The organism is Pyrodictium delaneyi, from assembly GCF_001412615.1.
Classification (GTDB): Archaea; Thermoproteota; Thermoprotei_A; order Sulfolobales; family Pyrodictiaceae; genus Pyrodictium; species Pyrodictium delaneyi.
Window position 1 is genome coordinate 406,687 of record NZ_CP013011.1, and the last position, 26,234, is coordinate 432,920.

A 26,234-nucleotide genomic window follows, 5' to 3' on the forward strand; every position below is an offset into this window, starting at 1 on the left:
GGCTGAGCCAAAAGTTGTAGTTAGTCTCTATAGAAAGCATTACTGTCTCAAGGATGTCAATAGCGGTGGTTTTTATCTCTCTCGGCAGGAGGCGTGGACTTAACATCGACGCGCTCCAATATAGATTAAAAACCTTTCTCCAATGTTAGTTGTGTGCTCCGCGAGGTTGTCACCAATGGGGAGCTGGGACTGCATAAGCTATAGTGGTGCTGTGAGAATTTGCAGAGGAGACTTTGCAGTAAACACGTTAATCTACAGCGACAAGCTAGTCGTTGATCCCTCTCGTGTACTTGACCGAGTCAATACTGTACTACTTACTCATGGCCATGTTGACCATTTTCGCTATGCTGGTCCTCTACGGGAGAAAGGCGCAACTATCTATGCCCCACGTTACTGCGTTCCGCTAGTAGAGGAACCTAAGATAAACTACATGGCTACTATGGGCTGGACTGCCGGGTTCGATGAACGATACATAACACCCTACTTTGTTGGAAATGGTGTTAGAGTAGATGTGCTAGTAGAGCCAGGCAACATAGAGGTTGGTGGTACGCTAGTAAAAGCCATAGCTGCTCCTGGACATACACCTGGTCATACAGTATACCTCGTTGAGGCTAGTGGCACTATATTCCTCGTAGCCGGTGACGCCATTTACGGTGAAGAGTATCTTGAAGGAAATCCTATATTATATCACACCGATACGATTTCATGGCTCGAGACGTTGAACAGGTTGGAAAAATTTGATTACGACGTCTTGGTACCGGGACACGGCTTTCCGGTTGAAGCTAAAGAAGCTCGCCGCGTCATAAGACGCAATAGAGAGAAGATCCACGAGATGCTCTCACTTGTGGAATCCGTTCTTCAGGAAGAACCACTCTCTGCAGACGAAGTCATAGAGTTACTTTTGGTCGCTACAGGTTTGGCAAGAAGCAGGAGAGCGTATTCGATATATATGCCCAGCGTAAGGGCTCTCCTTAACGCTCTCACATCGCTCGGCAGAGCCCAGAGAGAAGTTGTAAACGGTGTTCCTAAGTGGGCGAAAAGCATAGCTGTCCACCGTTAGAAATATCTACTAGTTAGTAGAGTCTCCATAGCCTAGCCCCTTGCATCCTATCTGCATCAAGACACGATACATACCACAACGAGATCTGTCATAATCACACAATTCGGGGTGTACACACTTGGGGAGTAGACAGGAACTCAAGAGTCTAGTAGCAAAAACCCTAGCAATAACTCCCAGCGGTGCACTTAGTCCTGGGCCCCTTTCAGCTAGCGCAGTAGCCGTCGGTGCCTTCCTTGGCCCTCTTGGAGGCTTCTTGGTAGCATTAGGACATATGCTATTTGAGCTGCCATATGTAGCTCTTCTCGTCAAATGGGCTGAAAGGTTCAATCGAGCACTAGCTAGGATCGAGAAGCCACTAAACATCCTAGTAGCTGGTTTCATAGTGTTCTTCGCCTATGGGCTATTTCGCGACGCTACTGCAGCAGCCTCTGGTGTAATACAATCAAATTCCGCATTTACCATCGGTGGAGGTGCTCTAGGGGCTCTCCTTACTGGCATAGTTCTCACAGGATTCAATCCCTACTTTCTAGCTTGGTGGATAACCGTTGGCCTTCCCCTAGTACGCGACGCCGCCGAACGCGGAACACAAGGCTTCACAACCATGTACGTTAGCCACGTATGGATGGACTATGCATGGTTGGTATTATTAGCTGCTGCTGGAGCCGGACTCTCTAGAATTGCAGGATTGTATGCAGCATTACTCGCAGGGCTGGGAGTAATATTGCTGCTTTTCGCTGCAGATATACTAGCGCGGAGTTTTGTAGGAAAACGTATTCTCCCCTTCTAGGCCTTCTCTATTTAACGCCTGTCCCAAGACTCTATTCCCTCTGGGATAAATCCAGGATCTTTTCTGGGGCTAGAGCTGCCATGGCATCACAGCTCTACACATTACAAGGCATAATATTGCAGCTCGAGCGTAGCATCCGAGTGGTAAGGAGGCTTCCCAAGCTACCCCGTTTAGATTCAAAACTGCTACGTGGAGTCATAGCAGACTTTCTCAAGGATCTGAGCCATTTGGCTGTATTTTCGCAACAGGAAGGACTCGGTAGCGAACACCTTTACAACACCATAATGCGATGTAGCCGAGTTTTCACCGAGGTCGGGAGAGCTGTGAGCACCCTGGAGGCGCTCGCTGAGCTTCAGAAAGTAGATCTGTTTACTGCTGTCAAGAAATTCGCGGAAGTATTAGCCGAGGACTCGTGCCTGGAAGACCTAGAGAAAGCCTTATCGGAACTAAAAAGCGGGCTTAACTCACAGAGAAAAATTAGCGCTTAATGTTTTCTATGAAGTAGCGATGTATCCTCGTGTCTCCTGTCAATTCGGGATGGAAAGCTAGCGCTAGCTTACCGTCCTCCTCGGCTGCAACCGTGACGCCATCCAGTTCTGCTATGCCCTTGGCGCGGCCCCATAGCCTGGTTATCGCGGGAGCGCGGATGAAGACTCCACGGAAGGGTTTCTCACCCAACACTGGTATCTTTAGGTCTACCTCGAAGCTCTCCCTCTGCCTACCATAATAGTTCCTCACCACCTCGATGTTCATTACTGCTAGTAGCGGCTGCCGAGTCTCGCCCACGACGCGGTCCCGGACGCTCTTCGCCAACAGTGTAGCACCCGCGCATGTGCCCATAGCTGGGAGCCCGGACTCGAGTAGATCGCGTAGTTCGTCGAGAAGGCCTATGCGACGGGCAACTACACCTATGGTTGTGCTCTCGCCGCCAGGGATTATTACCGCGTCTAGACCGCGGAGGTTGCTGGGTTTCTTCACCAGCACGGGTTCTATGCTCCAGCCGGTCTCCTCAGCTAGCTTGCGGAGCATGTAGACGTGCTCGCAGAAGCCTCCCTGGAGAGCTACGATACCTACCTTCACGGTTAGTCGCCTCTCACCTGTAGCAGCTCCTCGGGCTTGAGTTTGCGTATGTCGATACCCATCATGCTTTTCTGCTCGCTTATCATCGCTTGTGCCTCTGCTACGGTCTCCGGATCGTCCCACATACTCGTGGCAAGGACTATTGCTGCCGCTCGCTCCCTGGGATCGCTACTCTTGAATATACCGGAGCCGACGAACACGCCGTCAGCACCGAGCCACATCATTAGCGCCGCGTCCGCAGGCGTGGCTATGCCGCCGGCAGCGAAGTTTACTACGGGTAGGCGGCCTAGCCGTGCTGTGAGCTCTACTAGCTGGTGTGGTACGCCGTACTCGCGGGCTATCCGCATCCTCTCCTCCGGTGTCATGCCGCGTAGGCTCCATATTTCCTTCACGATTATCTTCATATGGCGAACCGCCTCGGCGACGTTTCCTGTACCCGCCTCGCCTTTTGTACGGATCATTGCTGCGCCCTCTGTTATGCGGCGGAGAGCTTCGCCGAGGTTCCTGGCACCGTTTACGAATGGTACTTTGAATAGCCACTTGTTGATGTGGTGTTTCTCGTCTACAGGGGTGAGTACCTCACTCTCGTCTATCATATCCACACCTATGCTCTCGAGGATGGCTGCCTCATAGTAGTGGCCTATACGCACCTTAGCCATAACTGGTATAGTGACAGTATCCATGACCTGCTGTATCACCTTCACGTCAGCCATGCGGGCTACTCCGCCCTGGCGACGAACATCGTAGGGCAACTTATCGAGAACCATTACCGAGGCTGCGCCGGCCTCCTCCGCTATCCCGGCCTGCTCGGTGTTTGTCACATCCATGCAGACACCGCCTTTCTGGAACACGGGGAACCCGTACTTGACGCGGAGGGTGCCGCGGGCGGGTATCTCGATGTACTCTGGGAGCTTCTCTGGGCCGTACTGGAACCAGCCGTCCTCGCGGAGCCTATCAGCAGCCTCGGCTAGGCGGTAGAAGAAGTCCACTATACGGTCAAACCCGACTTCGTATAGGCGGGCTCTCTCCACGCCTACGTGGTAGGGGGGTAGTGTCACAGCCTGGTGCACCGAGATGGTGGGTGTGCTGTGTACCCGGGGGAGTGATAAACCTGTATCCCCAGGGATAGACAGATCAATAACCGGGTTATGTCTAGCGCGGCTGAAGCAAGCCGGCTCGGCCCGCGTCACTGGAGAAAAGCGCTGTGCGCCCTAGCGCCTGGCTGCCTAGGCTCTGGCTTTCCGGAAGTATGGTATCGCTACCAGTGTTAGAGTGTCACGTATCTCTCTCATGCCGCGTATCCTCCGCGTCACTATCTCCGCCACCGTGTCTACGTCGCTCGCCTCTACCCTGGCTACTAGGTCGTATATGCCCGGTACACTGAGCACCTCTTTGACCTCGTCTATCTCGGCAAGCTTGGCTGCTACGTCCTGCTCGCGGCCAGGCTCAACGTTTATCAGTATTAGCGCCACCGTCCTGAGGCCTACCTTCTCTATATGGCTTAGCGCCGCGAAGGCTAGGTCCGTCGCCGTCACAACCCTGTCTGCGTTTGCCTCCTTATCGTGGACTACCAGCCGTAGTACATCGTTCTCCTCCATCAGCTCTACTGCAGCGCGTGCATCGAAGTCCGCTGGCACCCTTATCGCTTCTCCACGGGCGTAGTCGCCGACCCTAGCCTCGGCCGGGTTTACGCCCTCCACGAGCGCGGCTAGGAAGTCCCATTCGCGGAGTATTTTGAGCTCGTCTCCGCTGCGCACGAATACCTCTGTCACGCCGTTACTGTCCATGGCCTTGGCCGCGGCCTGGAGGCTCGCATCAGGGTCAATCACCACCATGTTTCTGGACTTTGCCTCCACGGTAGCCGTGCCGTAGGGTATGAGCCTCCATAGGTGGAAGGCTATGTGGCGTGGCTCCACGTGGCCGCGTATCCTGTTGCGGTGGTCTACTACTGGCAGGAAGCGCACCATCTCCTTCTTCATTATCCTTAGCGCCTCGTCGATCGGATCGTCTAGCCTGACTACTACCGGGTCTGTGACAGCGTATTCGGCTACACGCGCCTTGTCGAGGTCGGTGCCCTCGGCTACCGCCTTGACTAGACGGCGTAAGCTGAGGACGAGGCTTGGCCTCTTCTCCGCGTCTAGCGTCACCGTTGCTGTTGCGCGGTTGGCTAGCATGACCTCGGCTGCTTTTCTTAGCGTTAGGTCCGCGGCGGCTATGGAGAGCCTCTTAGCCTCCATGACATCCTTGACGAGGGGGAGTATCTGCCCCGTCATGTTTCCTCACCCGGGGCGCCCAGGTAGGGAGATTTATAATGTAGAATCGGGCTACCGCTTCTATAAAAACGTTTCTATGGGCGGCGGCGCTCCGCCAACCCTTATTTAAGCCCGGCGATGGGGCTACGCGAGGTGGGAGCCGAAATGGTTACTGATAAGCTGCTTAGAGCCCTCGTAGCCCTGCTGGCCCTATCCTACCTCGGGATCAACCTAGCAGCGCCGCTGTCCAGGTTCCTCGTAGCGGAGAACCTTGTACTAGCAACAGCCTACACCGCCGCGCTAATAGGGCTACTGAAGGGGATGAGGAAGACTAGTGCCTACCTCGTTCTCCTCGCGGGCTTCAACGCGGGCAGAGTCTCCCGCAGCATAGTCTCGCCGACCGGCGAGCTAGGCAGACTGGCAGCCGAGCACGTGCCGCTGCTGGCCCTCATCCTGCTAGTGGCGCTGCTAGCGCTACGCGAAACCCTCCGCGCCATGGAGCAGGGGTAGCGGGCGCGCTCCGCGCCGGCTCCCGGGGAAGCACCACTCACGGTGTCCCTGCCGTGCTCGTAGCAGGGGTGGATGCAGGGGCCTCGCACACGCGGGCCCTGGTCTACGATACTGGTAGCGGCGGCGTATGGGCGGGCGCTGCTGGGCCGGGTAACCCGGTTAACGTCGGCGCGGCTGCCGCCGGGGCTGCTGTACGCGAAGCCATCGAGGATGCGCTGCGGGGCACCGGGCATAGGGCCAGGCGCGTGTCCGTGGTAGTGGCTGGGTTCGCGGGGCTTGACAGTAGGATTCTCGCCAGGCAGCTAGCCGGCCTTATAGCCTCGGCTAGCGGCTACGGGGATAGGCTAGTAGTCGAGCACGACGCGTACATAGCCCTAGTGCACGCTACTGGCGGCGCACCCGGCGTCCTGGTTATAGCTGGGACAGGGAGCATAGCCTACGCACTATCGCCGAGCGGCGAGAGGATAATCGTTGGGGACCATGGCTGGCTCCTGGGGGACGAGGGGAGCGGCTTCTGGGTCTCCCGGGCCGCTCTACGCAGGCTGCTCCGCGTGCTCGACGGCCGTGAGCAGCGTGGCTGCCTAACAGACGCAGTGGCCCGCGCCCTGGGCGTTACTAGCGGCGATGAGCTGGCGTACTGGTTCTACCTTACGCGAGGCCGCGTAGACCGCATCGCCGCCCTCGCCCTCCACGTTGCCCGCGCCGCCGAGGAGGGCTGCGGGGAGGCCCGCGAGCTGCTAGAGCAGGGCGCCGAGGAGCTAGCCTGGGCCGCCGTCGTGGCTGCCCGGAGGGCCGGCCTAGACACCGTCTACGTGACGGGCTCCATGTTCCGGAGCCGGGTCTTCCGGGACAGGTTCAGAGCGGGGCTGGAGGAGCACGGGCTGAGGATGAGCAGTAGGGAGGTCTACCCTGCTCTGGGCGCGTTGATGCTAGCCCTGGAGAAGGCAGGGCTGAGAGAGGAGGCAGAAGCCGTGGCTGAGAACCCCGTGGTCCTGGAGGCCGCGCAGGGCCTCTACGAGGAGGGGGGCTAGCGCATCTGCTGGGTCAGCAGGGCTGTGAAGCCGCCGAGGTACACCATGGCCTCCATCGCCCGGTAGGCCTCCTCCACGCTCGCCGCCCGGTAGCATACCCGGCGCCCCGTGTCCCGCGCTGTGCCCGGCATGAGGGCCGCAGTCTCCGCGTAGGCTGGGCTCATGAACTCTATGCATACCTCTACCGCGTCCCAGGCCATCCGGAGCGGCTTCAGCTCGCCGGCGCGGCTCCTCCGGATGGACTCCTTAACGGCTTCCCGCAGGTCTTCCTCAACCTCCTCGATGGAGGGCGACACGGACGATAGGTAGCCAGTGCTCCTCGACAGGGGGAGCCACACCGCCCAGGGGGTGTACTGCTCTACCTCCTTGCCCAGCTCGCCGCTCCCCGCGACGAGGCCTACCGGTATACCCCATTCTCCTAGCAGCAGGGCGTTGAACAGGTACTCGGACGCCTCTAGCCCGTTGACCGTGAGCCTGTACACCACTCTACTCGAGAAGCTATGGGCGGGCACAGAGTCCACGCCAGCCCGGGCATGGTAGCCGAGGAACACCGCGTAGCTCGAGCCACGGGCGCCAGCCACCATGGATAGGCTGCGCAGGAACCCTCGCACCACCTCCACGCCGCGCGGCATCTGCTGCGGCTCGATGTTGACCATGAGCCCGTGGCTATCAGCTACCACCACGCTGTAGCCCTGCTCGACCAGCAGCGCCGCTGCTAGGCGCGTAAGCCTAGTGGCGACCGAGCGGAGCTCGCTGAAGAGGCTACGCCCCGGCATGAGCTGGAGCGGCGAGACTATGTAGGGCAGGCCCTCCGCGTCGACAGAGACAAACACTTTTCCAGCCACTGTGCCGGCACCCTGTGGGCTAGCGCCGCTGAAGGTAATAATGCTGGGGCCGTTACTGCCGCTGCGGGCCGGCGGCCGCCGCTTTCGCTTTCGAGGCCTCTACGTGGTCTAGGTATAGCTTGTAGAGGCGGAGTAGCTCCTCCTCCGCCTCCCCGGGGTCCCCGTAGACGAGCACCGCCTCGTCTACCAGGGTTTTCGCGAGCGCCGGGCTAACCCCCAGGTCCAGTACCACGAGGTCTACGGGCACGCCTAGCTCGTCCTCGAGCACAGCTTGGAGCCTGCCCACCTCGAGCATGCTCCGTGGCCTACGCCCAAGCCTAACCGCCAGATCCACGTCCCTGCCGCAGCCGCTGCGCGCTAGCGAGCCGAACAGGAGGACCAAGCGTAGTCCGAGGCGCTCCGCTGCCCTGCGTATCCGCTGCTTCACCTCGCCGATACAGGGGTCGTCCCGGGCTAGCTCCGCGAGCCGCGCGACCACATGGGGCGTCTTCTCGGCTATCTCCCTGAACGCCTCCATCTCGAGCTCCCTGTCTATCTCGGCGTACATGTGGACGAGTATATTACGGAACCCCGCGAGCCCTTCAAGGAACTCCGCCAGGTCGCTGCCGAGCCCAGCGCGTCTGGCTAGCCACCTCGCCAGCTCGCGGTAGCTACCCGGCTTCACCCCTCTCTCCCTAGAGGCGAGCACTGCAGCGAAGTCGAGGATGCACTGCGCTATGAGCTGGGCTAGCCTCTCTACCGCGTATACCCTCTCCTCGCCGCGCTCATACTCCCTTAGCGCGTCTACGAACTCCTCGTAGTAGCCCCTAATCATGCTGAGAAGCTCCTGGAGCCTCGACACACCGCGCCCCTATGCTCTACGCGTCCACCACGCCAGGTAATAACACCGCCACGGCACGCACCACGGATAGCGGGGGAGGGGCCACCCCGCTGCGCGGCGCCGGGCTATACTCTAGCCAAGAGTAACAGGCTGCTCACGCTGAGCAGGATTATCAGCACAGCCTCGTTCTTGTCCAGCTCGCCGCCGCTCGCTATACTGTGCTGCACCAGCCATAGACCTGCCGCGAGCACGCCGAGCGTGTAGACGATGTAGCGGTCCAGGGGCAGGGGGAGCAGTATAGCCAGGACAGCGTATACTAGGAGTAGCGTAGCGCTAGTAGCGGCTATTAGCCCGAAGCCTGCCTCCTCGCGCCGCCCCCGCGCCGCTGCTAGGAGGTTCAGCACAGCCTCCGGCGCCACGCCCACCAGGCCTATGAGGAGCCCCGCTGCGCCAAGACCCATGCCGTGAACCATGCCCTCGACCCCAGCGCTCATAGCCTCAGCCGCCGCCACGAGGCCGCCCAGGCCACCGAGCAGCCATGGGGCCCACCCGAGCCCGCCAGCTCCCGCGCCGGGCTCGCGGCCGGCCCTCACGACCCAGAGTATGTAGACGAGGAAGAACACGAGGAGCGTCAGAGACGCCTCCAAGGGGTCCCTAGGCACCACTCCGAGGTAGGCAGCCTCCACCAACGCGTAGAGCACGATAACCGAGACAGCGGCTACCACCGCACGGAGCAAAGGCAGCTCTATAGCCGAGGCCTCCGGGGGCGTCCTTAGCCCGCCACGGCCCATGAGCACCACGATGCCAAGCACAGCCAAGTTGAACCCAGCACTCACCATCACAGACAGCACTGCTAGCTCGACTAGCTCCGGGTTGCCCTCCGCCACCCCCCTCGAGCCGATACTATAGGCCAGGAGCAGCTCCGGAGCAACAGCAAGACTATTCACCAGGACACTCGCCGCGTAGCGACGAAGCCCATAGGCGTGCGCGGCTTCCTCAAGCCCGTGCACAGTGACCTCGCCGAACCCGAGGATACCCAGTAGCCCGCCAACAACAGCCAGCACGACAGAGCCTCCATGGGCTCCGTAGAGTCCTACAATGAGGCCGACAACGCCGAGCGCAAGGTAGAGTGCTAGCCCACGGCCAGCCATACACCGCACCAGGGCAGGCAGCAGGCCCCAGGGATGCTAAAACCATCTAGCCCCGTCCCGACTGGGCTACGCTAGAGCGCCTAGGGCTGCACTGAGCCTATAAGTAGCGCTACTCACAGTATCATACTGGTGGTATCATACTGTGGGTATCATTATCAAGAGGCCGTGGCTAGAAGAGTTCCTAAAGCAAGGCGGTAGGAGGCTCCTCTACGGGAGGAGAAAGACCGGCAAAACCTTCTACACACGGCTAGTACTCCCTGACTACCAGTACTTCATAGTGAGGAAAGGCGGCACCATATACGACCCGCTAGAAGACCAGGAGATAGACACCAGGGTCTTCCTCAGGCTCTGCAGGTCCGAGGACAATATCGTCCTCGACGAGTTCCACCGCGCCGACCCAAGACTCTTCGACGCCCTACAGGCAGGAGTATGCCAAGAGAACATGGTGCTCATAACATCGACAATGCACTACCACCGGAGGTTCACCGAGGGCCCCGAAGCACCCCTCAAGGGGCTCTTCTCGATACGACAGGTAGGCCTCATATCGCCGGTAGAACTCCTCGCCACAGACTGGAGCCTCGAAGGAAAGATTCTCGTCGAGCACCTCGTCTTCTACCAGGAACCAGTACTCATAGGCCGAAGCATCAAGGACATAGTCCTCTCCGGCAGAGAATTCGCGAAATCACTCGTAGGGGAGGTCCTCGACGAGGAGGACTACACCTACACCCGACGGTTCGACGCAATACTCGAAGCCATAGCTGCCGGCAGGAACAAGCTCACAGAGATAGCAGCGTACCTGCACGCACGCGGGCTGCTAGAGAAGCCCTCAACATCACACATAACAAAGTACATTGACGTGATGCTGAGGACCGGGCTACTAGAGAGGATAGAGGTATGGGGGAAACGGAGGAGAAGCCTCTACCGCCACGTCTCGCCGCTGACCGAGCTAGTATACTACCTCGACGCCAGATACGGCTTCTACGACCTACCCCTCCCATGGAGCTACATAGAGAAGGCCGTCAAGACCCGTATACCGCTCCTCGTCGAGCGCTTCATGGAGCGGCTACTAGCCGGGCTATTCGGCTACAAGCCCGTAAAGATACTAGAACCCGAGATAGACATCGCGCTCGCCGAGTTCCAGCGGATAAGACTCGTCGCTGAAGTCAAATGGGTAGAAAAGCTGACAAGAAGAGAGCTAAGACACATCGAGGAGAAGCTAGCCCGGTTCCCCGACGCCCAGGCGCTACTCATAGTACCAGACAAGACCATAGTCCCCGAGACATGGCTAGAAGTATGGGACACCAAGGACCTAGCAGCCAAGGCGAGACAGCAAACCAACACATGACGGGTCCATAAGCTATACCAGGCCAGCCACAATCAATAAGCCTAAATTCCTACACAGCGATTCTGTCCCCGAAAACCAGAGCCAGCCCCTACCGTGGTGTACAGCGTGGGCAGGGGTCTCTGGTACTGGGAGCCCCGCGTCGGAGAAGCATTCCACAGAGCAGTAGAGAAGAGCGTCACCGTACCAGAGCTAGCCAAAGCCATAGTAGAACTGTTCACGAGACTATGGAGCACCGGAGCCAAGGCCTCCAGAGCCTCCTTAGCACTACGAGTCTACCCAGATCTGGCGAACGAAGAATTAGAGGAAATAACCGTGGTAGACGCGCTAGTTAACCTCCTCGACGATCTCCTCGACCTAGAGGACGTGACATCAACTCGGGGCAAAGAGGCGAAAGCCATCTACATCCGTACAGCAATAGCAGCCTTCGGCATACTGAAAAGTAGAGAAGCCTATACGTACATGGCAGAGCATATAGGACGCCGTGTCTTTGACTCCGAGTACCAAATTAAGCTAATGCTGTCCAAGAGTTCGCTTCCACACACACACAAGAGCTTCTGGAGTGGCTCGAAGAGCTGTACCTTAACGACGCGCATGACGCCTGGTACTTCTTCGCCTATCCCGCCCACCGTAGGCTCCCACAAAGAGAGGCCGGACAACTCGTAGAGGCCGGGCTAGTGTACCGCGCACTGTGGCTCGTACTAGACCACCTAGTGGACCTCGAAGAGGACCGAAGGAACAATGTGGTCACAGGGGTCCGGCTGGCACTAGACATTGCCAGGGAGCCAATGACTCTCCGGAGCCTCGTAGAACGGCTCCATCAACGCTTCAACACAGCCATAGAAGGGCTAAGACACATAGCCTATGCAGAGAACTTGGAAAGAGAGTATGAGAGGCTTATGGAGCTGCTCAATAGGGAGCTAGGGAGGCTAGTCTAGCCTAATACATCTTCTTGGCCCTCTCTAGCCTCTCCCGGAGGAACGGTACAAGCCCCGACGGCCCTCTGGTAGCCCTCTGGGTCGTCGTAATGTGTTGCCGTTAGCTCTCCAGAGGCAAGCATAGGGTAGTCTACTTTCTCCACGTACCTATCCAAGACCTTGACGATGCTTTGGCTCACACTTTGGCTCGTCTACAAGTCATCTTTAGGGGACACGTAGTCTTCACAACCACAATTTCCCCTAGAGAAGCATCACCCTAAAGAACCCATGGAGCCGGAGACATGAAACCTCATTAACCACATAATTATATAAGCTACCCACTTGTTAGCCAGGGGGACTTCCTCTAAAGATATCTAGGCCGTGGATACGGCGATAGAACTCCCTGGCCTCCTTTATCTTCGGCAGCAACCCGGCTTCACAATGTTCTCGTAAAAAAGACTCAGCAACACCCTCAGGATCATAATACGTGGCAGCATGGCTGCTGTACACAGAGCATGGGGGTCTCTCCTCACCGTGCATCGTTATAAAGCCCCAGCCCCTCATCCACTAGAACATGGCCCGGTAGCCCATTAGCACGTAGGTAGGATTGTCGAAACCAGTAGTGTCTCTAGCTCTGCTTGCGCTCGGTTGCTAGGCTTCTTCTATCCTCGGCAGGTTTGCTGCGAAGTCTTTCTCGACGCTGTCGAGGGTGTATACTTGTATGTTTTCGTCCTCTGGTAGGCCTTCTGTGCTCCTCGCGTATATGATGTATGTTTCTCAGCGTTCTCCTCTCCGCCAGGGGAACTGCTCGGCTTTTGCTACTAGCTGGCGGAGTGTTCGTCTGTCTGCTCTACCCCACTTGCACTCGGCGAATACGGCTGTGTTGTTTTCCCCGTCTATTGCCACGATGTCTATCTCTGTGCCGTGCCACCACAATTTCCCTATCTTTGTGAAGCTTAGTCTGCCCTTTCTGCGGAGTAGTAGCATGTGCTCTAGGGCTATCTGCTCCCAGGCTCTGGAGGCGTGTATGTCTAGCCTCTGGTTGATCCTCTTGGCTGTCTCCTCGGGGTCTAGCTCTAGTAGATGGCGCGGGGGGTAGACCTCTGAGAACCACCAGGCGAAGAAGCTGTCGGCTATGGTGTACCTGGCGTAGCGTGGCCGTCCCTCCATCCCGAGGGGATAGACGCGCTCTACTATGCCTAGGGCCTCCTCGAGTACTCTCAGGTACTTGCCTATGGAGTCGCGTGGTACGCCGACGTAGTTGGCTATCTCGGTTGGCCGGGTGTTGCCTCTGGCTATCGCCTCTAGTACTGCTATGTACTTGTCTGGCTCGCGGGTCTCTGCGTACAGTATGGATAGGGGCTCCTCGTGGAGGGGTGCGCCCGGCTCTAGTACTAGCTTTGCTATGTTTTCTTGGAGGCTGCGTGAGGGGTCTAGCAGGGAGAGGTAGTAGGGTGTGCCTCCGAAGACGCTGTAGCCTCTTACCCGGTCTTCGGGGCTCCACCCTCCATGAAGACTCGTGCTTCTCGGTACCTGAACCCTGTTATGCGGAGTACGCGGGTTACGCGCCCGTGTATGGGGGAGTTGTAGCTGAGTGCTAGCTTCTCTACGACGCCTACGCCGCTCCCGACGAGGACCACCATGGGGTTGTACTCGTGCGCCTCGGTGTCCCAGAAGCTCTGTAGCTCGCTGAGCAGCCCCGTGCCTGCTAGGCGCTGGAACTCGTCGATCACTATTACCGGCCTCTCGCCGAGGAGCCGGGCCGCGAAGCGTAGGAGATCGCGCAGCCACTGGAAGGAGGCCTCGAACCCCGTTGCCACGGAGAGCTGGCGGGAGAGGTCGCGCAGCGCTAGCTCCCGCTCGGCGTAGTTGACTACAAGGCATAGGCCGCGGCGGCCGCGAAGGAAGCGCCGTACGAGGAATGTCCCCAGCCTCCTCTGCCCATAGACTACCACCAGCTCTGGCCGGCCGGAGGCATATACTTCTTCCAGGACTGCTAGCTCCCTCTCACGGTCCACGAAACGCGTACCCAGGATACCCGGACCCTAGAGCCCCGTACTCCATAGTACGTATCCCGTAGGCAAGCTAGGTAAGTGGCTATCCCCACAGCGCTAGTATCGTCCAGCCCCGTCCTCGGCTAGACTGTGTTGGAGCCCTGCGAGCAGGGAGTTAGGATGGGTGTGGATCAACGGCTCGGGGTACGGAGGGATCGTCGATCCCTGGGCATCGGGCTAGGGAGTCGGGCTCTCCGGCTACTGGGCCTTGGGGTTGGCGGTGTCCTTGCTGTGTGCCGGGTATATGCGTACTGGGTAGACGCCATTTGTTATCGTTAGATGGCTTCTGCCCCCTGTAGACTCTTAGCCCCCTTCTCTTAGCCTCCTCAGCGAGCTTCTCGACATCGCTGCATACAAACTCGAGGTAGCCCGGCAAGTAGTCCACTAGGAGTGCGTCACCAGCGTCGATCGCCTTCTTTGTATAGCCGGTGGGCCTGCAGCGCTCTATTATGAAGCCCATGTATTCGGGGAGTACTAGCCCCGGTACAAGCTGTATTACTCGTGCCCCTAGCGGCCTGGGTTTCCTCAAATCTTCACCCCGATCCTCCGGAGCAGCCTAGCGAGTTCCTTCTCTATGCCTGCTTCTCTCGCACGTCTGAGCATATAGGCTAGGTCGAGTTCTTCTATCTTCTGTGTGACTGCCTTCTTGACGTTGCTAATGTCTTTTCTCTCCCCCGACATCAGCTTAAGGATCACCAGGTCCTCTATGCTCGGCAGGTAGACGTTTCCTGTAATGTGTAGTGCTCTGGCCTCCCATTCTTCGTCGAGTATGAGTGGTGCGTAGTTTATATCGACGTGGATATCGTCCTCGACTAGGAGCCCCCATTTTTCCACTGCACCTTAAACCCCTTGCTACGGAGCATCCCGGTAATACAGTCTCGTAGCTCCTTAGTGAATGACGCTGTTATTGTAACATCCCAGTCTCTTGTCTCCCTCTGTAACCCGACACCATGAAGCATTAAGGCACGCGCACCAATTATGTATACACGGAGCCCAAGATTTTCAGCAGTTCAGCTATCTGAGGCACTGTTCTAGTCTAGAAATCCTCTCAACGGTTGTGTACTCGCTTGAGCCGCCATACTGCTGGTCGTGGACCTCAGCCATCTAGCACCGCCCACCCGAGACGACAAAAACCCGTAGTAGTAGATTATGGCTTGATTACACTCGGCTCTACAATGTAGCTCTTAGACGTTTAGACGCCGGAAGCTTGGCCTAGTCATAGCTGGTGCATCTACATCTCCTTACGTTCGCCATAGCTGTATAGCCGGGAGTCGTGTACTAGAGAGGTGTCTAGGGATTGGGTGTGGGCCAGTTATTGCTGCTCGTGGCTGTCTTGGTGGCTTCGCTGCTGCAGGCGAGTTCCGGGGTTCTGGCGTGCTATGGGCCCCGTGTTGATGGGCTGCGTGGCTTCCTGGAGGCGCAGTACGTGCCGGAGGCTGGCCTGCTGCGGGCAGCTGTGGCTGCCTATCCCGATAACGCTACCATCTGGGTTGCTAGTGACAACTTGCTGGCTGCTAGGGCGCTGTTGGTGCTCGGGTCTCCTCTCGCTGGCCGGGTCCTGGAGGCGCTGGAGAGGTATGGCGGCGGGTTTGACGGGGTCCATGAGGTGCTTATCGGGTACCGTATACCTGGCGTGTTCTACGAGGCCGGGGAGGTTGTTCTCGGCGAGGTGTACTCGCACAGCCTCGGGGCTGTTCTCGTGGTGAAGCGGGAGCTGCACTGCTGCAGGGTTATGGAGGACTGGAGCCAGTACGCGGACCTCGTGGTGTATCGTGCCCTGGACCAGCTGCTGGCTGGGGACATCGCGGGGGCTGAGAGGCTCTACAGGCTACTCATGAGCATGTGGGATGGCCGTGGGTTCCGCGACGCTGCTTTCAGCGGCGCGTACGAGTCTTACAAGCTGGCTCTCGCCGTGTACCTCCACCGGGCCCTCGCCGCCGCGGGCTCGCCGGTGGTGGGGGAGTACTGGGGCGTGGTGGAGGAGTGTTGTAGGCTCCTCAAGCTGCTCCAGAGGGGTGATGGTAGCATAGCCACGCATTACAGGGTGGACGACAACGGGGCCGTCGTGCCCGTGGGTGATGCTAACGTGGAGACTACGAGTATCACGGTGCTCGCGCTCTACTCGGCCTATCCTCTAGCCGCGGGGCTGCACGCTAGGATGCTCGAGCTACTGCAAGACCCTGCCTGTGGGTGAGGGGCTACACACTCTTCAAGGGAAGAGCGCCGGCTGACGCCCTCTGGGGTCTGCTGTTGGGCGCTGTGCTGGCCAGCTTCTGGGGTAAGGGCGGCGTGGGTAAGACTACGCTCGCCGCTGCTGCTGGGCTTGCACTCCGGGACCGCGGGCTCCGCGTAGCCTTGGTCTCTACGGACCCTACCCCGGGGCTCTCTAGGCTCCTCTGCCCCGGCGGCTCTGCTGCTCCTGGCATGCCGGTGCGCTGCGCTGGGGTGGATGTGGTAGAGGCTTCGGAGGAGGATGTGAAGGAGCTCTGGAAGAAGCGCTTCGGCGACGAGGTCTACCTGGTCGTGTCTTCGCTGCTCCCGGTGGGCAGGGAGATAATAGACTATGTGGCTGGTGCTCCGGGTATCGCTGACCAGTTCATGATGTACTATGTCTACACGCTTGCCCGGGAAGGCGGCTACGACGTGGTTGTCTGGGATACTCCGGCTGCTGGTGGGAGTCTCAGGATGCTCCGGATAGAGTACGAGCTGTACAGCCACATGGGGGAGGCTGCACGGCTCTACCTGCGGGTGAAGGGGGTTCTCGAGAGGCTGCGGCGCCGCGACGAGGGCAAGACGCCGCTAGAGCTTGTGGAGGAGTGGAGGGAGCTTGCGAAGGGCATTCTGGATTTCCTGGCATCGCCGCTGCACCGGCTACACCTGGTGGCTACCCCGGACCAGCTAGGCGTACACGTTACGAAGACCCTGCTCCGGGAGTTCTGGCTACACGGTATAGAGGCGCGGAGGCTGATAGTCAACCAGCTGCTCGACCCCGGGATGTGCCCGGGCTGCCGGCTCCTGGAGAGCTGGGCGCAGAGCCAGAGGGAGGCGCTACGTGTGCTCCAGGAGCTGAGGGTCAGGACCTGCACGGTGCCGCTGCTCGGGGAGGAGCCTCGGAGCGTAGGGCAGCTCGCGAGACTCGCAGAGCTGTTGGAGGAGCAGGACTGCCTAGACGTGGGCGTATAGGGCGAGAAGCAGGGGCAGACGCGGAGGCGAGGCGCGTCTATACAAAATAGGGCGTGCGGGGCCTCTGCTAGCGGCCCTTGAACTTGGGCTTCCTCTTCTCTAGGAACGCTGTCACGCCCTCGACGACGTCGTCGGTGCTGAACAGTAGGCCGAAGAGGCTACTCTCCAGCGCCATGCCGGTCCATATGTTTGTCTCCATTCCTATCTGTATTGCGTACTTGGCCGCCATTACTGCTAGTGGCGGCTTTTCAGCTAGCTTCAGCGCTAGCTGACGGACCTCTTGCTCGAGCCTCTCTGGCGGCACTACCCTGTCTACTAGGCCTAGCTTAGCGGCCTCGTTGGCCGGTATCATGTCACCAGTGTATATAAGCTCCTTGGCACGGCTCCTGCCTATGAGCCTGGGGAGCCTCTGCGTACCGCCAGCGCCCGGTATGAAGCCCAGGTTGATCTCTGGCTGGCCTAGCATCGCTGTCTCACTAGCTATCCTAAAGTCTGCCGCCATTGCCAGCTCTAGGCCTCCGCCGAGAGTATAGCCGTTGAGCGCCGCTATCACGGGCTTTGTGTAGTATTCTAGCTTGAAGAGTATCTCCTGGAACCTCCTAGAGTACATCATCGCTTTTACCGGCGATATCCCCATGAATGCTGTCACGTCTGCGCCAGCGCTGAAAGCACGGCCACTACCAGTGAGCACGACTACTCTTATCCTCTCGTCCTCCTCTAGCTCGTCGAGGGTCTCGCCGAGTTCGCGGAGCATCTCGGGGCTTATCGCGTTGAGCTTGCTAGGCCGGTTGAGCACTATCCAGGCTATCGGCGGCTCTATACGGATTAGCAGAGTCTTCTTCTGTCGCTGCTCTACAGCACCATACTCGTAGAAGCCCTTACCAGTCTTGACGCCCAAGCGGCCGTCTTGTACCATCTGCTTTAGCAGTGGGTCCGGCTCATACTCCTCCCAGCCGGTCTTCTGCTTGAGCTTTTCCAGCGCCTCTACCACCTTGTCTATACCGAACTCGTCGGCGTACTCGAGTATACCCTTAGGGTAGCCGAGGCCCAGCTTGACCGCCTTGTCTATATCGTCGCGGGTCGCTATGCCCTCGCGAAGCAGGTAGGCCGCCTCGTTTATGCCGGGCGCTAGGATTAGTAGCGGGTCTACCTTCTCGCCAGCCTCCTTGGGTATGTTCGGCCTCTGGTACTTACCGGGCACCGGATACTCGTAGAAGCCCTTACCAGTCTTGACGCCTAGCTCGCCTTTCTCGAACTTCTCCTTGAACAGCGGGCATGGGTGCGCCCTGAAGCCGCGCTGCGCCATTGCCTGGAACACGTAGTAGAACACGTCTATGCCGCTGTAGTCGGCTAGCTCGAAGGCGCCCATTGGCAGGCCTAGCTTGTACTTGAGCGCTGAGTCCACCTCGACTACGCTTGCCTCGCCACGGGCTACCATGTGGCAGGCCTCGTTCAGCACACGGGCTAGTATGCGGTTGACTATAAAGCCTGGCACATCCTTGTTGACTACTACCGGCTGTTTGCCGAACCGCTTGGCTAGCTCCACGGTGACGCGTACTGTCTCGTCGCTAGTCTTCTCGCCCTTTATCACCTCGACTAACGGCATGAGAGGCGGTGGGTTGAAGAAGTGCATCCCTACGACGCGTTCGGGCCTCTTTGTGGCTGCTGCTATTTCTGTTATCGGTAGGCTGCTAGTGTTGGTGGCTAGGATAGCGTGATCCGGGGCCTTCTCGTCGGCGAAACGGAAGAGCTGTTGCTTGAGCTCGAGCTTCTCGGGTATAGCCTCTATCATGAAGTTTGTCTCCGACAGCACCCTGGCGAAGTCCTCGGTATAGTTTCCATTCTTATCGATACTCACTACCGTCTTTATTCTCTCCATTATCTTGTCTGGGTGTTCACGTAGCTGGCCTTTCTCGTATAGCTTGTCAAGGCTCCACCGTATACGCTTTAGCGCATTACGGAGTATGTCCTCAGATATGTCGGCCAACCATACCTCGTAGCCAGCAATGGCTGCTACTTCTGCTATACCGTGGCCCATTGTGCCAGCGCCAACCACTGTTATCTTACGTATTCTATCGACCGACGCCATGGCTGTTACACCTCTTACCTTTCTCGCTACGGCTGCCCGTTGGAGAATATTTAGTGTTCAGCTGGGTTAAAAGAGGAGAAGAGCCCGTGGAGACCTGGGTATAGGCGGGTAAAACACCCGGGTATATACGCAGGCCTGCTTATGTGAGTACGAGCTTTATGCCGAAGAGGTCCTTTAGCATCTGCCTTATTATCGTGAGCCTCTGTATATCGTTGGCGCCCTCATATATGGTTGTTATTAGCGCGTCTCTTAGGTACCTCTCTACGCCAGTCTCTATGTCAACGCCCACGCCACCGTGGATCTTTATCGCCATGTTTGCTACTCTCTCGGCCACCTCTGTGGCGAAGGTCTTAGCGATGCTTGCCGCTATCACGAATTTCTTGTCGCCCTTGTCGGCTAGCGTAGCAGCCCAGTAGGCTAGCAGCCTAGCCGCCTCTAGCTGCATCAGCATGTCAGCGAGCTTGAACGCTATACCCTCGAAGCTGATTATTGGACGGCCGAAGGCCTGGCGCTGGAGCGCGTAGTTTAGTGCCTTCTCGAACGCACCCTGAGCTATGCCTACGGCCTGTGCAGCTATACCGACACGGGTATGGTCATAAGTCGAAACTATTACTTTGAAGCCCTGGTCTACCGGACCTACTACGTTCTCCTCAGGGACCTTCACTTCGTCGAGGATGACTTCGTGGGGCCTTTCGCCACGTAGGCCGGTTACGTTGAAGCGCTGGCCTACTTTGAGGCCCGGGGTGTCACGCTCCACTATGAAGACCGTTATGCCCCACCAACGCTTGTCCTCCTTAGGTGGGCTTGTCCTCGCAGATACCACGAAGTAGTCCGCCTTGTCAGCGCCCGTTATGAATATCTTCCTACCAGTTATCACGTAATGACCATTAACTTTCTTGGCACGGGTCTGCATTCCAGCCACGTCGCTGCCGCAGCAGGGCTCGGTATTAGCATGAGCTGCAAACTTTTCGCCACGCGCCACAGGAGTCACATATTGTTTCTTCTGCTCCTCAGTACCGAAGAGGAGGATTGGCGTCGTGAACAGGGCGCGTACAGCTACAGCTGTGCCAAAGGCGGGGCTTACTCGGGAAAGCTCCTCCATCAAGATAGCTTCCATTAGGTGACCGCCACCCTGGCCACCGTACTCTTCGGGTATACCGACGCCGAAGAGGCCGAGCTTCCGGGCTTCCTCGAAGAGTTCGTCTGGTATCCTGTCCGTCTTCTCGATCTCCATAGCTCTTGGCTCGAGATGCTCCTCAACGAAACTCCTTACAGCCTTACGGAATAGTTCGTGTTCTTCTGTAAGTTCGACACGAAAGTCCTCTAGGCTCTGGAAGGGAAGAACCATCGCCCAGCCCCTCGCCTACCGTTCATGCCCTAGGATTTGCCTAGAGAGGGAATAAAACGGGATTGGAGGCGGTGTTAGCCTTGTTCATCTACCGGCACTAGCTCGTAAGTTAGATAGTTCTCCGGTTGCCTCCGCACCACTTCTAGTCTGACTTTCATGCCTACACGAAGCTTCTTCGGGTCTGTCTCGCGCACCCATGCCAGTACGTTAACTCCCTGAGGGAACCGGGCTATACCCACCGTATAGTCTGGGTAGTGAGCAAAGCTCGCAGGTTTAGTGTAGATGATGGTGTAGGTTAGTAGTTCGCCCTCACCTGTTATCTCTATCCACTCCATGTCTCCCCGGCGGCACTTGGGGCAGTCAGCTTGTGGTGGGAAGTATGTGGCTCCACAATGCTTACACTTGGTAGCATATACCTTGCCTTCAGCGAGGCCCTCAAAGAACTTACGTATCCGCTCAACGCTTATCGTGTAGCGTATTGATAGCTCTCTCTGGTCGAACCAGAGAGCTGCGCCAGTACGCTGGTCGGGTACTATCGGGAGTCCGGTGCTCTTCTTCACCTCCTCTACGAACGCTTCTACCTGCTTCATGTACTCCTCCATCTGCTTCTTCTGACTCATCCCGGGCTCACCTCACGACACAGAGCTAGGGCTGTAGAGAGTAGATCATCACGTAAGCATAGTGCCCCGTGCCACCTACGTTATTGGCTACAGCCATGCCGTTCTTTACTGGTACTTGGCGGCCCTTGTCAGCCTCGCCGCGCAGCTGCTTGGTCAGCTCAACCGCCATGCCTACGCCCGTGGCGCCTAGCGGGTGACCCTTAGCCTTGAGGCCGCCGCTCACGTTTACCGGTATGAGGCCACCAATGTATGTCTGGCCCTCGCGTATCAGCTTGTAGCCCTCGCCAGGCTTGGCAAAGCCTAGTTCCTCGTATGTCAGTATCTCAGCTATAGTGAACGCGTCATGTACCTCCGCGGCGTCGAGGTAACGTGCCGGGTTCTCTGGGTCAATGCCCGCTTTCTTGTAGGCCATCCTGGCTGCCTCCATTACGCCACGGCGTAGGAGGAAGTCCGGCCTCCTACTGATATTGGAAGTGTCGGAGGCGGTGCCTATCGCTTTTATCCAGACGGGAGTATCGGTGAGCTTACGGGCTATCTCCTCGCTAGCAAGTATGACCGCAGCTGATCCGTCTGTTATGGGGCTACAGTCGAAGAGCTTGAGAGGCCAGGCTATGTAGCGTGACTGCATACACTGTTCAAGCGTTATCTGGCGAGGGAAGTGCGCCTTGGGGTTCATGCTGGCGTAGTAGTGGTTCTTGACCGCAACCTTGCAGAGATCCTCCTCAGTGGCGCCATAGCGGGCCATGTAGGCTGTAGCATAGAGTGCATAGTAGCCGGGGAAGGTTAGCCCGAAATTCTCGAACTCCCAGAAGTAGTTGCCTGCACGACCTATCAGTTCGACTACGGTGGGCGTAGGAGACTCGTTCATCTTCTCAACGCCAACTACAAGGACTATGTCAGCTTCACCACTGGCCACTATATCATGGCCAAGCTTTATTGCTGCACTCCCAGTAGCACACGCTGCCTCTACTCTGACCGTGCCACGGGGTGTAAGACCTGCATATTCGTTGATGACAACTGCGGGAAGCGGTTCGCTACTCCAAACACCCACATTCCCATAGACTACATAATCTATATCCTCCTGGCCTATACCAGCGTCATTCAATGCTTGTTTGATGCTCTCCCATGCTAGTTCTGCAAGGCTTACATCATTGCGGTACCCATACTTAGAGTGCCCCACACCAACTATAGCTACTCGACGGCCCAAGAGGAATCCACACCCGACTCCACTTATGGGGCCAATACATGATACGTCAGAGCAGACATGTCAAAGGCTTAGCCGGGCACCACACCTATTCCACACCGTATTAAGCCTAGCCCCTTGATCAACGGAATCGATCGTGACGAAAGCTTCAATCAACAATCCTAACTCTTTATTTACTTCAACACACATATGAACCATTCACGGAGGCTAGAGAACATGGACTTTGAACTTCTACGCAAAACATTCCTGGAGGTAGTTGAGAAAGCAAAAGCAAAGATAGGAGACGAGATGAAGACATGGAATCGTGCGTTCCAATTCATACTAGACGATGGCACTGAGTTCTACGTGGAGATCAAGAATGGAGAGGTTACAGTACAACAAGGTCGTCATCCTTCCCCCGTAGCTACGCTCTCAACAGACTCTAATACACTGGAGAAAATCCTTCAGGGAGAACTCGACGCAATGGCAGCATTCATACGGGGCAAAATGAAGATCACTGGCAACGTCCTCGAGACAATTAAACTCCGTAAAATACTAGAAGCAGCAAAAGACTAGATACACAGATACCACAGCTATAATATATTCTGAATCAAGCCACCTACACAAATCAACTCAAACTACGATTTATTTACACTATCTAATCTAGATTCATATATTTAGACCTAGTATTGCGATTCCATAAGTCTAGCATGTTAAGTTCTACATGCTAGTATAGTTCTTCCACATAATATTTTTGGATATTAATCAGCATTATTATCACGAAAACCGCGTTTAATATTATCTTATGTGGGCAAAATTAAATATTTTGTTGGCTTGTTCCCACTACCGGGGTACTCAAAATATCCCGCAAGTCTTTTTGATATAGTTTTATATGATTCTAACGTCATCACGATGAATATCCAAGCTTTGTATATCAGAAATGGGTGTTTGCAATGGCCGCTTCAGCCCGTGAACCGGGGCCGAGAGAGCTCACTCGTCAACTCCCCTCGAGCGAGGAAGTCTTTAGGACGTTTATAGAGCCACGGATATGGACACGCTTCTACGACGAGTTTGTGCCTCGCGAGATAAAGATCCCAGAAGTACCGCTCTTCAAGCTCCTCGACGATTCAGCTACGAGATTCCCCAAACGGTCTGCATTCATCTTCTTCGGCCGACGTGTATCATACGAAGAGTTTCTACGTTCAGCCAATAGTTTTGCACGAGCCCTACGCGAAAACTGGGGGATAGACCGAGGCGATAGAATCGCCCTCTTCCTTCCGAATTCTCCTCAGTTTGCCATAGCTTTCTACGGTGCTCTAAAAGCTGGAGCTACGGTTACTCCCGTTAACCCGCTATACACCGGCTTCGAGCTAGCACGGCAGATACGAAAGAGTAATGCTAGGATCCTCGTAGCACTCGATATGTTCAAGGACAAGGTAGAGGAGGCCATAAGCGAGCACGGGGCAAAGCTGGATGCAGTTATCTATACTGGGATAGACGACTATCTGCCAGGTATTCTAGCGATACTCTACCGGCTCAAAGAGAGGAAACCGAAGATACGTTATGACGGTAAGAAAACGGTGAAATTCAAAGAGCTCGTCAAAAGCTACGAACCAAACCCACCGAGCGTCAAAATAGACCCGAAAGAGGACTTAGCAGCCCTAATGTTTACCGGCGGTACTACCGGTGTCCCTAAGGGAACTATGCTAACACACTACAACATTGTAGCTAATGTACACCAGATAGATGCGTGGTGGAAGCCCGGCGCCAAAGGAGAGGACATAATGGTTGGTGTGCTCCCCTGGTTCCACATTTATGGCCAGACAGCAGTACTTCATACTGGTATATTCCGTGCAGCAACTATCCTTGTCTATCCACGGTTTGATCTAGATAGGATACTAAGAGACATAGAGAAGTATAAGCCAAACATATTCCATGGTGTTCCCACGATATACTCTAAGATAGTGAGTCGCCCAGACATCACGAAGTATAATCTACGGAGTATAGAGGTTTGTATAAGCGGTGCTGGTGCTTTACCAAAAGCTGTTGCCGAGAAGTTTGAGAAGCTTACCGGCGCCAAGATTCGCGAGGGCTATGGATTAACAGAGACCAGCCCAGTGACACACATAAACCCAATCTACGGAAAATACAAGATAGGTAGCATAGGCATACCTGTACCCAATACTCTAGCAGCTGTAGCTGACCCGGAGAAGCCGGTTCTCCTCCCACCAGGCCAGATAGGCGAGATAGTGATCAGTGGCCCTCAAGTGATGAAAGGCTACCTAGACATGGACGAGGAGAACAAGAAGGTGTTCTTCGAGTGTTGTGGCCGCCGCTGGCTACGCACAGGCGACATTGGTTACATGGACGAGGAAGGCTTCTTCTTCATAGTCGACAGGAAAAAAGACGTGATAAAGTACAAGGGCTATAGCGTGTACCCGAGAGAAATAGAAGAGGTACTATACATGCACGACTGTGTCACCGATGCAGCCGTAATAGGTGTACCTCATCCACACGTCGGCGAGAGGATCAAAGCGTTCGTCACATTAAAGCCCGAGTGCAAAGGCAGGATAAAACCAGAGGACATCATAGAGTTCGCCCGTAAGCATCTAGCACCATACAAGGTGCCCAAAGAGGTAGAGATACGTGACGAACTGCCTAAGAGTGCTGTCGGCAAGATACTCCGCCGCATACTACGCGAAGAGGAGCTAAAGAAGCTACAGTCTAGTGAACCACGCCGTACTGGAACCAGCCAGTAGCCCCACGTCTACACGCTACCTTTCTTCGCTCTACTACATGTCTCAATACTTGCCCAGTACTAGTCCCTGGATACGCCCTTATTTCCCGGCGTCCCAGCAATCACAGAGATCAATATTCACTTCTCCCTGACATACCTCTATAACTTTATGGCTAGATTTAAACTATCTAATCCTAGTAGCACTAGAAGCAAGCCACCCTGGTAAATAGCCGAGGACGAGAGCTGAACTAGTGACTTGGGACAGTGGTATTGGGCCAAAAGCGGGAGGACGAGGGTATCAACTGCCTAGCTTTTCGCGCAGCTTCTTTATCATTACTGGTAGGAACTTGTAGAGGTCTGCAACTACACCGTAGTCGGCGTACTGGAATATTGGGGCGTTCTTGTCCTTGTTGATAGCGACTATTATCTTGCTATCTAGCGTCGCAGCCATATGTTGCGGCGCGCCAGATATGCCTATCGCTATGTAGAGCTTAGGTCTTATCTTCTTACCCGATATGCCTATCCACCGGTCCTCCGTGAGCCAGCCATAGTCTGCCGCTATAGGCCTAGAGCCTCCTACTACACCACCGAGCAGCTGGGCTAGCTCCTCTGCCATGGCTAGGTCTTCTTTCTTGCGGAAGCCGCGGCCGACACCAACTACTACTTCTGCCGTCTCTATGTTTACGGCTTCACGTTTCTTCGGCTCTACAGCTGTTACCTTCACCTTGGGCTCCGGGGCCTTCACCTCGACAATCTCAGCACCAGTCTCACCTGTATAGCTGTACACACCAACCGGGATAGTGACGACAACTGGTAGTTGTGAGGAGATTTTTGCTATAGCACGGCCACCCAATACCTGGCGTTTTACCGTTATCTTATCCTCTGTGAGTTCTACTAAGGTTGCTTCGGTGAACATAGGTATCTTCTTCTGAGCTGCTAGTCTTGCACCGACATCAGTATTGTTTTTAGCAGCTATTGCAGCGACTATGCTGGGCTGTAGCTCGTCATAGAGCTTTGCTAGCACCTCTGTTATCTGATCGGGGCTAGGTTGCTCTACGCCAGCAAGGTAGACACGCTTGAATACCTTGAAGCTATGTTTCTTTACATCCTCGACATTCCCGAAGACTAGGGCATAGGCTTCAAGGCCATGCTTCTCAGCGAACCCTGCTAGCTCAGATAGCTGACTAGGTTTCTCCGCATAGAGGAGTGCACGCACCATTATAAG

At 56.3% G+C, this 26,234-nt stretch carries 28 protein-coding genes; 12 read left to right on the plus strand and 16 right to left on the minus strand.

Annotated elements, in window-relative coordinates:
• The first annotated feature begins 175 nt into the window (after positions 1 to 175).
• The 3 genes from Pyrde_RS02035 to Pyrde_RS02045 all read left to right on the plus strand — a co-directional run bounded on the left by Pyrde_RS02035 (position 176) and on the right by Pyrde_RS02045 (position 2,335).
• Positions 176 to 1,060: an MBL fold metallo-hydrolase gene (locus Pyrde_RS02035; RefSeq protein WP_055407771.1), complete on the plus strand. Its 885-nt coding sequence runs from the start codon at positions 176 to 178 to the stop codon at positions 1,058 to 1,060.
• Positions 1,061 to 1,178: 118 nt separating this feature from the next.
• Positions 1,179 to 1,847, plus strand: coding sequence for a LysE family transporter (locus Pyrde_RS02040; RefSeq protein ID WP_055407773.1), 669 nt, complete (start codon positions 1,179 to 1,181; stop codon positions 1,845 to 1,847).
• 80 nt (positions 1,848 to 1,927) lie between these two features.
• Entirely contained in the window at positions 1,928 to 2,335 is a 408-nt protein-coding gene (locus Pyrde_RS02045; RefSeq protein WP_055407775.1) for a hypothetical protein, read from the plus strand.
• Here the strand turns inward: Pyrde_RS02045 and pdxT are convergent.
• From pdxT to Pyrde_RS10345, 3 genes are all read right to left on the minus strand, one after another.
• Positions 2,325 to 2,927, minus strand: a complete 603-nt coding sequence (gene pdxT / locus Pyrde_RS02050; RefSeq protein ID WP_055407777.1) for a pyridoxal 5'-phosphate synthase glutaminase subunit PdxT — start codon at positions 2,925 to 2,927, stop codon at positions 2,325 to 2,327. The genes Pyrde_RS02045 and pdxT overlap by 11 nt on opposite strands.
• A gap of 2 nt (positions 2,928 to 2,929) precedes the next feature.
• Complete coding sequence (pdxS, locus tag Pyrde_RS02055) at positions 2,930 to 3,985, minus strand: pyridoxal 5'-phosphate synthase lyase subunit PdxS (RefSeq protein WP_372435192.1); 1,056 nt, start codon at positions 3,983 to 3,985, stop codon at positions 2,930 to 2,932.
• Positions 3,986 to 4,153: 168 nt separating this feature from the next.
• Positions 4,154 to 5,200, minus strand: coding sequence for a CBS domain-containing protein (locus Pyrde_RS10345; protein WP_082419408.1), 1,047 nt, complete (start codon positions 5,198 to 5,200; stop codon positions 4,154 to 4,156).
• 144 nt (positions 5,201 to 5,344) lie between these two features.
• On the opposite strand from Pyrde_RS10345, the gene Pyrde_RS02065 reads away from it, so the two are divergent.
• Together Pyrde_RS02065 and Pyrde_RS02070 are read left to right on the plus strand one after the other, a co-directional pair.
• Positions 5,345 to 5,689 (plus strand): hypothetical protein, encoded by a 345-nt coding sequence (locus Pyrde_RS02065; RefSeq protein ID WP_055410633.1) that lies wholly within the window; start codon positions 5,345 to 5,347, stop codon positions 5,687 to 5,689.
• Positions 5,690 to 5,742: 53 nt separating this feature from the next.
• Entirely contained in the window at positions 5,743 to 6,720 is a 978-nt protein-coding gene (locus tag Pyrde_RS02070) for a BadF/BadG/BcrA/BcrD ATPase family protein (protein WP_055407779.1), read from the plus strand.
• Here the strand turns inward: Pyrde_RS02070 and Pyrde_RS02075 are convergent.
• The 3 genes from Pyrde_RS02075 to Pyrde_RS02085 all read right to left on the minus strand — a co-directional run bounded on the left by Pyrde_RS02075 (position 6,717) and on the right by Pyrde_RS02085 (position 9,536).
• The gene (locus tag Pyrde_RS02075) at positions 6,717 to 7,565 is read right to left on the minus strand and encodes a M55 family metallopeptidase (RefSeq protein ID WP_055407780.1); all 849 of its coding nucleotides are present in this window, start codon (positions 7,563 to 7,565) and stop codon (positions 6,717 to 6,719) included. The genes Pyrde_RS02070 and Pyrde_RS02075 overlap by 4 nt on opposite strands.
• Before the next feature lie 52 nt (positions 7,566 to 7,617).
• Positions 7,618 to 8,406, minus strand: coding sequence for a type VII toxin-antitoxin system HepT family RNase toxin (hepT, locus tag Pyrde_RS02080; protein ID WP_055407782.1), 789 nt, complete (start codon positions 8,404 to 8,406; stop codon positions 7,618 to 7,620).
• Between the two features lie 104 nt (positions 8,407 to 8,510).
• The gene (locus Pyrde_RS02085; RefSeq protein WP_055407784.1) at positions 8,511 to 9,536 is read right to left on the minus strand and encodes a hypothetical protein; all 1,026 of its coding nucleotides are present in this window, start codon (positions 9,534 to 9,536) and stop codon (positions 8,511 to 8,513) included.
• A gap of 142 nt (positions 9,537 to 9,678) precedes the next feature.
• Between Pyrde_RS02085 and Pyrde_RS02090 the strand changes: the two genes are divergently transcribed.
• The 3 genes from Pyrde_RS02090 to Pyrde_RS02100 all read left to right on the plus strand — a co-directional run bounded on the left by Pyrde_RS02090 (position 9,679) and on the right by Pyrde_RS02100 (position 11,816).
• Positions 9,679 to 10,881 (plus strand): ATP-binding protein, encoded by a 1,203-nt coding sequence (locus Pyrde_RS02090; RefSeq protein WP_055407786.1) that lies wholly within the window; start codon positions 9,679 to 9,681, stop codon positions 10,879 to 10,881.
• Between the two features lie 105 nt (positions 10,882 to 10,986).
• Entirely contained in the window at positions 10,987 to 11,544 is a 558-nt protein-coding gene (locus Pyrde_RS02095; RefSeq protein ID WP_156327980.1) for a hypothetical protein, read from the plus strand.
• A gap of 11 nt (positions 11,545 to 11,555) precedes the next feature.
• On the plus strand, positions 11,556 to 11,816 hold the full coding sequence (locus Pyrde_RS02100) for a hypothetical protein (protein ID WP_055407790.1): 261 nt from the start codon (positions 11,556 to 11,558) through the stop codon (positions 11,814 to 11,816).
• Here Pyrde_RS02100 and Pyrde_RS02105 read toward each other — a convergent pair.
• The 5 genes from Pyrde_RS02105 to Pyrde_RS10805 form a co-directional block, all read right to left on the minus strand.
• On the minus strand, positions 11,813 to 11,995 hold the full coding sequence (locus tag Pyrde_RS02105) for a hypothetical protein (protein WP_055407792.1): 183 nt from the start codon (positions 11,993 to 11,995) through the stop codon (positions 11,813 to 11,815). The two genes, Pyrde_RS02100 and Pyrde_RS02105, sit on opposite strands and share 4 nt — an antisense overlap.
• Positions 11,996 to 12,572: 577 nt before the next feature.
• On the minus strand, positions 12,573 to 12,965 hold the full coding sequence (locus Pyrde_RS02110; RefSeq protein ID WP_055407794.1) for a DUF234 domain-containing protein: 393 nt from the start codon (positions 12,963 to 12,965) through the stop codon (positions 12,573 to 12,575).
• Between the two features lie 311 nt (positions 12,966 to 13,276).
• A complete protein-coding gene (locus Pyrde_RS02115) occupies positions 13,277 to 13,813 on the minus strand; it encodes an AAA family ATPase (protein WP_055407796.1) in 537 nt (178 codons plus the stop codon).
• 151 nt (positions 13,814 to 13,964) lie between these two features.
• Positions 13,965 to 14,378, minus strand: a complete 414-nt coding sequence (locus tag Pyrde_RS02120) for a hypothetical protein (protein WP_055407798.1) — start codon at positions 14,376 to 14,378, stop codon at positions 13,965 to 13,967.
• Positions 14,375 to 14,683: a DUF6036 family nucleotidyltransferase gene (locus Pyrde_RS10805; protein ID WP_197272715.1), complete on the minus strand. Its 309-nt coding sequence runs from the start codon at positions 14,681 to 14,683 to the stop codon at positions 14,375 to 14,377. Before Pyrde_RS10805 ends, Pyrde_RS02120 begins: the two co-directional genes overlap by 4 nt.
• A 469-nt stretch (positions 14,684 to 15,152) precedes the next feature.
• Here Pyrde_RS10805 and Pyrde_RS02130 point away from each other — a divergent pair, with 469 nt between their 5' ends.
• The gene (locus Pyrde_RS02130; RefSeq protein ID WP_372435195.1) at positions 15,153 to 16,043 is read left to right on the plus strand and encodes a hypothetical protein; all 891 of its coding nucleotides are present in this window, start codon (positions 15,153 to 15,155) and stop codon (positions 16,041 to 16,043) included.
• 65 nt (positions 16,044 to 16,108) lie between these two features.
• A complete protein-coding gene (locus tag Pyrde_RS02135; RefSeq protein ID WP_231656820.1) occupies positions 16,109 to 17,032 on the plus strand; it encodes an ArsA family ATPase in 924 nt (307 codons plus the stop codon).
• 67 nt (positions 17,033 to 17,099) lie between these two features.
• On the opposite strand, the gene Pyrde_RS02140 is transcribed toward Pyrde_RS02135, so the two are convergent.
• The 4 genes from Pyrde_RS02140 to Pyrde_RS02155 all read right to left on the minus strand — a co-directional run bounded on the left by Pyrde_RS02140 (position 17,100) and on the right by Pyrde_RS02155 (position 22,296).
• The gene (locus Pyrde_RS02140) at positions 17,100 to 19,121 is read right to left on the minus strand and encodes a 3-hydroxyacyl-CoA dehydrogenase/enoyl-CoA hydratase family protein (protein WP_180385515.1); all 2,022 of its coding nucleotides are present in this window, start codon (positions 19,119 to 19,121) and stop codon (positions 17,100 to 17,102) included.
• Between the two features lie 139 nt (positions 19,122 to 19,260).
• Positions 19,261 to 20,469: an acyl-CoA dehydrogenase family protein gene (locus Pyrde_RS02145; RefSeq protein ID WP_055407803.1), complete on the minus strand. Its 1,209-nt coding sequence runs from the start codon at positions 20,467 to 20,469 to the stop codon at positions 19,261 to 19,263.
• Between the two features lie 74 nt (positions 20,470 to 20,543).
• On the minus strand, positions 20,544 to 21,089 hold the full coding sequence (locus Pyrde_RS02150; protein WP_055407805.1) for a Zn-ribbon domain-containing OB-fold protein: 546 nt from the start codon (positions 21,087 to 21,089) through the stop codon (positions 20,544 to 20,546).
• 25 nt (positions 21,090 to 21,114) lie between these two features.
• Positions 21,115 to 22,296 (minus strand): thiolase domain-containing protein, encoded by a 1,182-nt coding sequence (locus Pyrde_RS02155; protein ID WP_055407807.1) that lies wholly within the window; start codon positions 22,294 to 22,296, stop codon positions 21,115 to 21,117.
• Positions 22,297 to 22,509: 213 nt separating this feature from the next.
• On the opposite strand from Pyrde_RS02155, the gene Pyrde_RS02160 reads away from it, so the two are divergent.
• Together Pyrde_RS02160 and Pyrde_RS02165 are read left to right on the plus strand one after the other, a co-directional pair.
• Complete coding sequence (locus Pyrde_RS02160) at positions 22,510 to 22,848, plus strand: SCP2 sterol-binding domain-containing protein (protein WP_055407809.1); 339 nt, start codon at positions 22,510 to 22,512, stop codon at positions 22,846 to 22,848.
• Between the two features lie 377 nt (positions 22,849 to 23,225).
• Positions 23,226 to 25,031 (plus strand): long-chain-fatty-acid--CoA ligase, encoded by a 1,806-nt coding sequence (locus Pyrde_RS02165; protein WP_055407811.1) that lies wholly within the window; start codon positions 23,226 to 23,228, stop codon positions 25,029 to 25,031.
• 276 nt (positions 25,032 to 25,307) lie between these two features.
• Here Pyrde_RS02165 and Pyrde_RS02170 read toward each other — a convergent pair whose 3' ends face one another.
• Positions 25,308 to 26,228, minus strand: a complete 921-nt coding sequence (locus tag Pyrde_RS02170) for an electron transfer flavoprotein subunit alpha/FixB family protein (protein ID WP_055407813.1) — start codon at positions 26,226 to 26,228, stop codon at positions 25,308 to 25,310.
• Positions 26,229 to 26,234: the final 6 nt, after the last annotated feature.